The sequence below is a fragment of the Vibrio sp. R11-SG3-ISO3-SZ genome, from assembly GCF_059834345.1.
Window position 1 is genome coordinate 16,795 of record NZ_JCBDGX010000035.1, and the last position, 10,763, is coordinate 27,557.

A 10,763-nucleotide genomic window follows, 5' to 3' on the forward strand; every position below is an offset into this window, starting at 1 on the left:
TGTAACTACTATGCGTAAGTTGACAATACTCGGCGCGACAGGTTCGATTGGTGACAGTACGTTTAAGGTGCTCGAACAGAATCGTGAACACTACTCGGTCGTTGCTTTAGTCGCGGGACACAACGTCGAGAAAATGCGCCAGTTGTGCCTTAAGTGGAAACCCCAGTATGCGGTCATGGCGAGCGATGATGCTGCGCGCGCGCTCAAGTTAGCGTTAGCCGGAGAGTCGCTCACCATTGATGTGTTATCCGGTGTAGATGCGATGTGCCAAATGGCGGCGCTGGATGATGTCGATACCGTGATGGCCGCCATTGTCGGCGCGGCCGGTTTGTTACCGACCATGGCGGCGGTGAAAGCCGGTAAGCGAGTGCTGCTTGCCAACAAAGAAGCGTTGGTGATGTCTGGGCAACTTTTTATCGACGCGGTTGCCAAGTATGGCGCGGAGTTAATGCCTGTTGACAGTGAGCACAATGCCATCTTCCAATGTTTGCCCGTCGAGGCGCAAACGGAGCTAGGGCGCTGCGATCTTGAAAAGCAGGGTATTAGCCATATTCTTTTGACCGGTTCTGGCGGGCCGTTTCGCTACAGCGACATTGCGAGTCTAGAGCAGGTGACCCCAGAACAAGCGATTGCTCATCCCAACTGGTCCATGGGGCCAAAAATCTCGGTGGATTCGGCCACCATGATGAATAAAGGGCTTGAATTTATTGAAGCAAAATGGCTGTTCAATGCTCGCCGCGAGCAACTCAAAGTTCTGATCCACCCTCAATCTGTGATCCACTCAATGGTGCAATATCGTGACGGCTCCGTCTTGGCTCAGATGGGCGAGCCGGATATGGCAACGCCGATTGCTCTGACACTCTCGTACCCTGAGCGTATTGCTGCTGGTGTGGCACCGTTAGATTTTACTCAAGTGGGCGAACTGACCTTTTTACAGCCGGATTACCAACGTTACCCCTGCTTGAAATTGGCCATTGATGCCTGTTTTGAAGGCCAGCATGCGACCACAGCGCTCAATGCGGCCAACGAAGTTGCAGTGCAGGCTTTTCTTGATCGTAAACTGGCGTTCACTGACATCGCTCGCATCAATGAGCAGGTCACTAATCGGATCTGTGCTAGCCGTGGTCAGGGGCAATGTGATAGTTTGGAGAGCATTCTAGAGCTCGATCGTATGGCACGTGCATTCGCCATAGAAACCATGAACGGACGGACGCTATGACCGGTATTTTGTGGAACTTTATCTCATTTATCATTGCATTAGGCATTTTGGTCGCCGTGCATGAGTTTGGCCATTTTTGGGTGGCGCGCCGCTGTGGCGTAAAAGTCGAAAAATTCTCTATCGGTTTTGGTAAATCCATATGGAGTAAAGTCGGTAAAGATGGCACCGAGTACTCTATTTCTTTGATCCCTCTCGGTGGTTACGTGAAAATGCTTGATGGCCGCGTGGATGATGTGCCCGCGGATCAGCAAGCGTTCGCCTTTGACCGTAAACCTTTGTGGAAGCGAAGCGCCATTGTCGCGGCAGGCCCAGCATTTAACTTCCTGTTTGCCATTTTCGCGTATTGGTTGGTGTTCATCATTGGTGTCCCTGCGGTGAAACCGGTCGTGGGACAAGTCACGCCATACTCGATTGCGGCGCAAGCCGGTCTTGAACCTGGCATGGAACTTAAAGCGGTTTCTGGCGTCAAAACCGCAGATTGGGAGTCGGTCAATATGGGGCTTATCCGCCATATTGGCGACAGTCAATTGACCCTGACCGTCGCACCGGCGGACGGTGTGGGGGTCGAAGAAACCAAAGTGCTCTATTTAGATGAATGGAACTTTGACCCTGAGACGCAGTCTGCTATGTCAGCGCTTGGATTTATTCCCTTTACGCCAGAGATTTCCGCTCGTTTGACCAATGTCGGCGAGGGAAGTGCCGGTGAACGTGCTGGCCTGCTTGTCGGTGATACGTTAGTGAGTATCGATGGACGGGCTGTCGAGAGTTGGCAGCAGGTCGTCGAGACCATTCAAGCAAGCCCTAATCGCGCGCTTGCACTCAAAGTGGAGCGTGATGGCCAGTCTGTGGACGTGTCTTTAACGCCAGACAGCCGAGCGCTTTCAGACCAGCGAGTGATTGGTTTTGCGGGAATTGCTCCAGAAGTCGCAGAATGGCCGCAAAGCTATCGCTTCGACCTGCAATTTGGTGTATTTGAATCAGTCGGTAAAGCGATTGAAAAATCCGGGCAAGTGATCACCTTGACCATCAGTATGCTGAAAAAACTGATTGTCGGTGATGTTGGATTGAACAACCTAAGTGGACCGATTTCGATCGCGAAAGGGGCAGGAACGACCGCCGATTATGGCTTGGTCTATTTTCTCGGTTTCCTTGCGCTTATCAGCGTGAACTTAGGCATTATAAACCTCGTTCCACTGCCGATGCTCGACGGTGGACATTTATTGTTTTTTGCTATTGAAGCCATAATCAGACGCCCTGTGCCTGAAAAAGTCCAGGAAATGGGTTACCGTATCGGCGGTGCGATTATCTTCTCTCTCATGGCAGTGGCGATTTTCAATGATTTTGCTCGTCTTTAAACGGGGCGAAGGGTGTAGAAAGGAATAACTAAAACAAATATGGCGATGAAAAATATTCTGTTTGCGACGCTTCTCGCGACGAGTGTGAGCGCAAACGGTGCCGAGAGCTTCGTGGTTGAAGACATACAGATCGAAGGGTTACAGCGTGTGGCTCTCGGTGCGGCGCTTTTGAAAATGCCTGTCCGTGTCGGTGACACTGTCGATGGGCAAGACGTTTCTGAGATCATTCGTGCACTCTACGATTCAGGTAACTTTGAGAACATCAAAGTGCTTCGCGATGGCGATGTGTTGTTGGTGCAAGTCAAAGAGCGCCCAACGATTGCCAGCATCTCTTTCTCAGGGAATAAGGCGATCAAAGAAGAGCAGTTGCAGCAAAACCTTGACGCCTCCGGAATGCGCGTCGGTGAAGCGCTGGATCGCACTACCCTGTCCAATATTGAGAAAGGGCTGGAAGATTTCTACTACAGCGTGGGTAAATACAACGCGTCAGTTAAAGCAGTCGTGACGCCGCTGCCGCGTAACCGGAGTGATGTCAAATTCGTCTTCTCTGAAGGTGTCTCTGCGAAAATCCAACAAATCAATTTTATCGGCAATGAAGTCTTCGAAGATGAAGAGCTGTTGAGCCGTTTCAATCTCAATGTGGATGTCGCATGGTGGAACTTCCTCGCCGATGATAAATATCAAAAGCAAGTCTTAGCGGGCGACATTGAAGCCTTAAGATCGTACTACTTGGATCGTGGTTACTTAAAATTCCAAGTGGATTCGACGCAAGTCGCGATTTCACCCGATAAAAAAGGGGTGTACATCACGCTGGGGTTATCAGAAGGCTTGCCGTACACCGTCAAAGATGTCCAATTCCGTGGTGAACTGATCGGTAAAGAGCAAGAGCTGCAAGATTTGGTCACGTTCGAAAACGGCGAAATCTATAATGGCTCTGCCGTGACCTCTCTTGAAGAGAACATCAAGCGCGTACTGGGTGAAGCCGGTTATGCCTATCCACAAGTGACCACCATTCCTGAATTTGATGATGAAAATCAGCAGGTCTCTCTGATTGTCAATGTCGAGGCGGGCAATCGTATCTACGTTCGTGATATTCGCTTTGTCGGTAACAATGCGACCAAAGACGAAGTGCTGCGCCGTGAAATGCGTCAGATGGAAGGCAGTTGGCTTAACTCGCGCGCGATAGAAACGGGTAAAAACCGTTTGAGCCGTTTGGGCTTCTTCGAAACCGTTGATGTCCAGACGGTACGAGTTCCGGGCAGTGATGATCAGGTAGACCTAGTCTACAACGTCAAAGAAGCCAACTCAGGCAGCATTAACTTTGGTGTTGGCTACGGCACTGAGTCGGGGGTCAGTTTCCAGGTCGGTTTGCAACAAGATAACTTTGCGGGCTCTGGAGATCGCGTCGGTATCAGTGCAATGATGAACGACTACCAGAAGAACGTCAGCCTTGAGTATCGTGATCCGTACTGGAACCTCGATGGTGTCAGTATGGGCGGTAAGATTTTCTACAACGAATTTGAAGCCTCAGAAGCGGGGATCATCGACTACACCAACGAAAGTTATGGTACTAGTGTGACTTGGGGGTTCCCGTTTGATGAACTCAACCGTTTCGAATTCGGGTTAGGCTACACCCATAACAACATCGGTAACGTGCCCACCTACGATCAGGCGCAGCAGTTTGCTGCCAGTATTGGTCAAGGTGAAAGCGATAACATCATCACTCAAGATTTTGACGTGAATGTCTCTTGGACGCGCAACAACCTCAACAAGGGCTACTTCCCAACAGCAGGTAACTACCAACGTGCGTTCGCCAAGGCCACCGTGCCTAGCTCAGACGCGCAGTACTTTAAGCTGCAGTACGACGTGAGACAGTATGTGCCATTGACCAAAAAGCACGAGTTTACCTTGTTGATGCGTGGTCGCTTGGGTTACGGTAACGGTTACGGTCAAACGGATGGCAACGATAACCTGTTCCCATTCTATGAGAACTACTACGCGGGTGGCTTCACCACATTACGTGGCTTTGGTTCTAACTCAGCAGGTCCAAGGGCGGTTTACAACTCCAGCAACTCGAGCGTCTGTCCTCCAAGCAGTGGAAACGACGGCTGTGTGGTGGCAACGGACGACTCGGTTGGTGGTAATGCTATCGCGCTGGCCAGTATGGAGCTGATTGTACCGACTCCATTTGCGTCTGATGAAGTGCGCAGCCAAATCCGAACCAGTGTGTTCGTCGACGCGGCAAGTGTGTGGGATACCGAGTTTAACTACGATGCGAGTTATGCGGGCACTCAATACTATGAGGATTACTCAGATCCAACCAACTATCGCGCATCATACGGTGCGGCGTTGCAATGGATGTCTCCGATGGGACCATTGGTCTTCTCGGTCGCGAAACCTATTAAGAAATACGAAGGTGATGACGAAGAATTCTTCACTTTCACAATCGGCAGAACCTTCTAAAGGGGAATTTTACAGTGAACAAAACTATCAAAGCGGCGGGCCTTGGCCTTGTTATTATGACGTCTTCTCTTTTTGCTCATGCAGCAGAAGCGGCGCAAAAAATTGGTTACATCAATACCGCCATGGTGTTTCAGGCTCTGCCCCAACGTGAAGTTGCTCTGCAGAAAATGCAGGAAGACTTTAAAGACAAAGCGGACGAGCTAAAAGCGATTGAAGCGAAAGCGCGTACCAAAGTGGAAAAACTTAAGCGTGACGCTGAGCTGATGAGCCAAGAAGATGTCGAAAAAGCGCGTATCGAAATTGCGCAGCTAGAAAATGAATTCCGCATTAAAGGTCAATCTCTTGAGCAAGCGTCTGCTCGTCGTGAAGCACAAGAGAAGCAGAAACTGTTTAAAGTGATTCAAGACGCGGTGAACAAAATCGCTGAAAAGCAAGGCTACGATCTCGTGATCGATATTACCGCATTGCAATACGGTAAGCCTGAATTCGATATTTCTGAAGATGTGATCAAAGCACTTAAATAATTGTTTATGAAAACTCTGACTCTTGCCGAACTGGCAACGATTACCTCGGGTCAATTGTATGGCGACGCAACGGCGACCGTCACTATGGTTGCCCCGATGGACAAAGCCCAAGCGGGCCATGTCACTTTTCTTTCTAACCCAAAGTACGCCAAGCACCTAGCTCAGTGCCAAGCCACTGTGGTGATGGTCAAAGAGGCCCAGCGAGAGCAATGTCACGGCAACGTGCTTGTCGTTGACGATCCTTACGTGGCGTTCGCCAAAGTGGCGCAAGCACTAGACACTACGCCTATGCCGGCGGCTGAAATCGCGCCAAGTGCCGTTATCGCCGCGGATGCGACACTGGGCAGCAATGTCTCGATCGGCGCGAACGCGGTGGTCGAGTCAGGCGCAACACTGGGTGATAATGTCTCGATTGGCGCGGGCTGCTTTATTGGCAAAAACGCCTCAATTGGTGCAGGCACCAAGCTATGGCCGAATGTGAGCATTTATCATCAAGTCTCTCTTGGTGAAGACTGTCTAGTGCAAGCCAACACAGTGATTGGCTCAGATGGCTTTGGTTATGCCAATGAGAAAGGTGAGTGGGTTAAGATTCCTCAACTTGGTAGCGTTCGCATTGGTAACCGAGTTGAAATCGGTTCATGTACCACGATTGACCGTGGTGCGCTTGACGATACGGTGATTGAAGATAACGTCATTCTTGATAACCAACTGCAAATCGCGCACAACGTACACATCGGATATGGTACCGCCATGGCGGGTGGTACGATTGTTGCTGGCAGTACCACCATTGGCAAGTACTGTATCATTGGTGGCGGCAGCGTGATCAATGGTCATATTGAGATTGCCGATGGCGTTACCATTACCGGTATGGGCATGGTGATGCGAGGTATTGAAGAGAAAGGCATGTACTCGTCAGGTATTCCTCTTCAGACCAATCGTGAATGGCGTAAAACCGCCGCTCGTGTTCATCGCATTGATGAGATGAACAAGCGTTTGAAAGCGGTCGAAAAGCAGTTGGAAAACCAACAGCCTGACTAACAGGGTGTGCCACAGGCACTCGCGCGTTGAGCGCTGCTCAGTCTATCTGGCGGCTCATGCGTTTTTGTCAGCGAAGGCTCGCGATTTGCGAGCCTTTTTCGTCTATAATGCGCCACAACTTAAAAAATTTAGCATTCAACATAGGAATATGACTTTGACTACTGAAAATAAAACGATGAACATTACTGAAATTCAGGAATTGTTGCCTCATCGCTACCCATTCTTGCTCATTGACCGTGTGACGGACTTCCAAGAAGCGCAGTACCTCACGGCGATCAAAAATGTTTCAGTCAATGAACCTCAGTTTACGGGTCATTTTCCGCAACTCCCAGTGTTCCCTGGTGTACTGATTTTGGAAGCGATGGCACAAGCGACCGGTCTTCTGGCGTTTAAATCGTTTGGTGCGCCTTCTGAGAACGAGTTGTACTACTTTGCCAGTGTCGACGGAGCCAAGTTCCGTAAACCGGTCACTCCAGGTGATCAACTGGTGATCAAAGTAGAATTTTTGAAAGAGCGCCGCGGCATTGCTGCATTCAATGGTGTAGCAACGGTTGATGGCGAAGTGGTTTGTTCAGCAGAGCTTAAATGTGCTCGTCGAGAGTTCTAATATGATTCATGAGACGGCTCAAATTCACCCTTCTGCGGTCATCGAAGGTGACGTATCCATCGCTGCGAATGTGACCGTTGGGCCTTTCACTTACATCTCCGGCCAAGTGGAGATTGGTGAGGGCACAGAAATCATGTCCCATGTCGTGATCAAAGGTCACACGACGATAGGTAAAGAGAACCGCATCTTCCCGCACGCGGTCATTGGTGAAGAGAACCAAGATAAGAAATACGGCGGCGAAGAGACAACGGTGGTGATTGGCGATCGCAACGTCATTCGTGAAGCGGTGCAGATCCACCGTGGCACGGTGCAAGACAAAGCGACGACGGTCATTGGTAACGACAACCTATTGTGTGTTAACGCACACATCGCACACGACGTGATTGTTGGTGACCATACACACATCGGAAACAACGCGATTTTAGGTGGTCACGTAACCTTGGAAGATTACGCGGGTGTGATGGCACTGTCAGCGATTCACCCTTTCTGTACGGTGGGGGCTTACGCGTATATCGGTGGCTGTTCTGCGGTCGTCCAAGATGTGCCTGCCTATGTCTTAGCGCAAGGTAACCACGCTACTCCATTTGGTTTGAACTTGGTTGGCCTTAAGCGCAATGGGTTTGAAAGAGCTGAGATTCGCGCCCTACAAAAAGCGTACAAAGAAATCTACCGCTCAGGCAAAACCATGGAAGAAGTGAAACCTATCTTGGCGGAAATGGCGAAAGAATTTGCCTCTGTCGGACGTTTCTCGCACATGCTGGAAAATACAGAACGCGGCATTATTCGTTAATCGCGGCCTGCGCTCGATGTCTAAAAGGCTGTCTAGGAAATCAGACGGCCTTTTTTATTTTGCATTTAATTGGACCGATACATCATGACAATGGAAAAGCCACTGAGAATTGGTATCGTCGCGGGGGAACTCTCTGGTGATACCTTAGGCGAGGGCTTTATCAAAGCGATAAAAGCGCGCTACCCCAATGCGGAATTTGTCGGTATTGGTGGCCCTAAGATGATCGCTCAGGGCTGCGAATCTCTGTTCGATATGGAAGAACTGGCCGTTATGGGGCTGGTCGAAGTGCTGGGTCGATTGCCAAGACTGCTCAAAGTCAAAGCCTCTTTGGTCGATTACTTTACTCACAATCCGCCCGATGTCTTTGTCGGTATCGACGCGCCTGATTTCAACTTACGGCTTGAGCTCAGTTTAAAGCAAGCGGGCATTAAAACCGTCCATTATGTCAGCCCGTCGGTTTGGGCGTGGCGACAAAAACGTATCGTCAAGATTGAAGCAGCGACGAATCTGGTGCTTGCATTCTTGCCGTTTGAAAAAGCCTTCTATGATCGCCACCAAGTGCCGTGTGAGTTTATCGGCCACACCCTTGCCGATGCAATTCCTATGGTCTCCGACAAAGCGCCCGCGCGTGAGTTGCTCGGTTTGGACCCGAATAAACGCTGGTTAGCGGTGCTGCCAGGCAGTCGCGGCAGTGAGCTTAACATGCTCTCCCAACCTTTCCTTGAAACCTGCCAACGCCTGCATCAAACCCATCCCGATTTAGGCTTTGTGGTAGCCTTGGTTAACCCTAAGCGTCGTGAGCAATTTGAGCATGCTTGGCAAACTTATGCACCAGAACTTGAGTTCACCTTAGTGGATGATACCGCGCGTAACGTCATTACGGCGTCTGATGTGGTCCTGCTGGCCTCTGGCACCGTGGCGTTAGAGTGCATGCTCATTAAGCGCCCTATGGTGGTGGGGTATAAAGTGAACGCTATTACTGCGTTTATCGCGCGTCGCTTAGTCAAAACGCCGTTTGTCTCTTTACCCAATATTTTGGCGGACAAAGAGATCGTTAAAGAGTACTTGCTCGAAGCGTGCACACCAGAAAATCTCAGTGCGGAGATAGAAAGGCTCTTGGCTGGTGAAGGGGAGGCGATGGTCGAGACATTCACTGAGATGCATCATTGGATTCGTAAAGGTGCCGATGAACAAGCGGCCAACGCCGTATTATCATTAATAGGTAAAGCATAAATGGCAAAACAAGCTACCCCCTTAGCCCCGTTTGAGTACCCAACGGGCTATCAATGGATTGCCGGTGTCGATGAAGTGGGGCGTGGTCCTTTAGTCGGCGATGTCGTGACCGCAGCGGTGATCCTCGATCCGAACAATCCGATCGAAGGGCTCAATGATTCAAAAAAACTCTCTGAGAAAAAGCGCTTAGCCTTGCTACCGGAGATCAAAGAGAAAGCGTTGGCTTGGTCTATCGGTCGATGCTCCCCCGCTGAAATTGATGAGTGGAATATCCTTCAAGCGACAATGGTTGCGATGCAGCGCGCGATTGCAGGTTTATCGCTAACGCCCGACCTCGCCCTGATTGATGGCAACCGAGTCCCTGAGCTGCCTATGGATGCGATGGCGGTCGTCAAAGGTGATTTTCGTGTCGCGCAAATCAGTGCAGCGTCAATCATCGCAAAAGTGGTGCGCGATCAAGAGATGGAAGCGCTTGATAAGCGACATCCGCAATTTGGTTTTGCGCAACACAAAGGTTACCCGACCAAAGCCCATTTTGCGGCGATTGAAGCGCACGGCGTGATTGATGAGCATCGCAAAAGCTTTAAGCCGGTGAAACGCGCGCTCGGCATCGAGTAGCCTTCTGAATTGAGCGAGTGGGGGCGATAACGTAGAATAGCCTCCAACTGATGTTACCTATTTGTACCCTAAGTGATTCACAACCTATGAACGACCCTAAGTTTATCCACCTTCGAGTTCACAGTGATTTCTCCATGATTGACGGCCTGTCGAAAGTGCCGCCCTTGGTGAAGAAAGTGGCTGAACTAGGTATGCCTGCCGTTGCGCTCACCGATTTTACCAACCTGTGTGGCTTGGTGAAGTTTTACAGCACTGCGCACAACTGTGGCGTAAAACCCATCATAGGGGCGGATTTTGTCATGCAATCGCCGGAGTTTGGCGATGAGCTGACGAAGCTGACCGTGCTTGCGGCAGACAACACCGGTTACAACAATCTCACCTTATTGATTTCTAAAGCTTACTTGAGAGGCCATGTTCAACACCAGCCTGTGATTGACAAAGCGTGGTTGGCTGAGCTTTCTGAAGGTTTGATTGTGTTATCCGGTGGTCGAAGCGGTGAAATTGGCCGAGCGCTACTGAAAGGTAACCAAGGGATTGCCGAGCAGTGCGCCGAGTTTTATCAGCAACATTTTGCCGACCGTTTCTACCTCGAACTCACTCGAACCGGGCGTAACGACGAAGAGAGTTACCTACACTTCGCGCTCGAATTTGCCGAGCAGCAGCAACTGCCCGTGGTGGCGACCAATGAGGTGGTGTTTCTCGAGCCCTCGCTGTTTGATGCTCATGAAATTCGCGTCGCGATTCATGATGGCTACACCTTAGAAGACCCGCGCCGCCCCAAAAATTACAGCCCTCAGCAATATTTGCGCACCGAAGAAGAGATGTGCGAGCTATTCGCCGACATCCCTGAGGCCCTAGAGAACAGTGTAGAAATTGCTAAGCGTTGTAACGTAACCGTGAGACTGGGTGAGTACTT

At 50.3% G+C, this 10,763-nt stretch carries 10 protein-coding genes; all 10 read left to right on the forward strand.

Annotated elements, in window-relative coordinates:
* The first annotated feature begins 10 nt into the window (after positions 1 to 10).
* Complete coding sequence (gene ispC, locus AC6R1O_RS04890) at positions 11 to 1,219, forward strand: 1-deoxy-D-xylulose-5-phosphate reductoisomerase (RefSeq protein WP_500633920.1); 1,209 nt, start codon at positions 11 to 13, stop codon at positions 1,217 to 1,219.
* Complete coding sequence (rseP, locus tag AC6R1O_RS04895; protein ID WP_500626551.1) at positions 1,216 to 2,574, forward strand: sigma E protease regulator RseP; 1,359 nt, start codon at positions 1,216 to 1,218, stop codon at positions 2,572 to 2,574. The genes ispC and rseP overlap by 4 nt, the downstream gene beginning before the upstream one ends.
* 39 nt (positions 2,575 to 2,613) lie before the next feature.
* Entirely contained in the window at positions 2,614 to 5,037 is a 2,424-nt protein-coding gene (gene bamA, locus AC6R1O_RS04900; RefSeq protein ID WP_500633919.1) for an outer membrane protein assembly factor BamA, read from the forward strand.
* Positions 5,038 to 5,051: 14 nt separating this feature from the next.
* Positions 5,052 to 5,561, forward strand: a complete 510-nt coding sequence (locus tag AC6R1O_RS04905; protein ID WP_500633918.1) for an OmpH/Skp family outer membrane protein — start codon at positions 5,052 to 5,054, stop codon at positions 5,559 to 5,561.
* A gap of 6 nt (positions 5,562 to 5,567) precedes the next feature.
* Complete coding sequence (gene lpxD, locus AC6R1O_RS04910; RefSeq protein ID WP_500656571.1) at positions 5,568 to 6,599, forward strand: UDP-3-O-(3-hydroxymyristoyl)glucosamine N-acyltransferase; 1,032 nt, start codon at positions 5,568 to 5,570, stop codon at positions 6,597 to 6,599.
* A 154-nt stretch (positions 6,600 to 6,753) separates the two neighbouring features.
* Entirely contained in the window at positions 6,754 to 7,206 is a 453-nt protein-coding gene (fabZ, locus tag AC6R1O_RS04915) for a 3-hydroxyacyl-ACP dehydratase FabZ (protein ID WP_334554476.1), read from the forward strand.
* 1 nt (position 7,207) lies between these two features.
* Entirely contained in the window at positions 7,208 to 7,996 is a 789-nt protein-coding gene (lpxA, locus tag AC6R1O_RS04920; RefSeq protein ID WP_500631828.1) for an acyl-ACP--UDP-N-acetylglucosamine O-acyltransferase, read from the forward strand.
* 90 nt (positions 7,997 to 8,086) lie between these two features.
* A complete protein-coding gene (gene lpxB, locus AC6R1O_RS04925; protein ID WP_500633953.1) occupies positions 8,087 to 9,229 on the forward strand; it encodes a lipid-A-disaccharide synthase in 1,143 nt (380 codons plus the stop codon).
* Positions 9,230 to 9,847 carry a ribonuclease HII gene (gene rnhB / locus AC6R1O_RS04930; protein WP_500656572.1) on the forward strand — a complete coding sequence of 206 codons (618 nt, stop codon included), beginning with the start codon at positions 9,230 to 9,232 and terminating at the stop codon, positions 9,845 to 9,847. It begins immediately after the preceding gene.
* An 86-nt stretch (positions 9,848 to 9,933) separates the two neighbouring features.
* Positions 9,934 to 10,763, forward strand: an 830-nt coding sequence (locus tag AC6R1O_RS04935; RefSeq protein WP_500656573.1) for a PHP domain-containing protein, incomplete at its 3' end; no start/stop codon positions are given.